General features: G+C 41.5%; 1 pseudogene. It reads left to right on the forward strand.

Annotated elements, in window-relative coordinates:
- Nucleotides 1–313, forward strand: a pseudogene (locus tag PL11201_RS26640) (peptidase S8); the annotation flags it as partial.

A 313-nucleotide genomic window follows, 5' to 3' on the forward strand; every position in this document is an offset into this window, starting at 1 on the left:
ATGATTTAAGTCGTTGTTTAATGGGAAAATTAAACATCCTTGATGCGATAGAATACTTAACAGGAGAAACCATGTCCGAAGGATTAGAATTAGAAAGCGTAGAGGCTTCTGGTTGTGGTTGCCAAGAGACTCAAATTAACGAGTCTGAACTTGATAGTGAACTACAACCCGCATCGGAAATAAACCCCGATGAAATAGTTGCTTCTGTGACGACCCAAACCCCGATTAATATTCCCTCATTCCCTCAACAAATTACAACCCAACCCGTTATGTCCAATCGTACCTCAAATTTTGTGACTGCCAGTGAAGCCCC

The sequence above is a fragment of the Planktothrix sp. PCC 11201 genome (genome assembly GCF_900009135.1).
In the GTDB taxonomy this organism is placed as follows: Bacteria; Cyanobacteriota; Cyanobacteriia; order Cyanobacteriales; family Microcoleaceae; genus Planktothrix.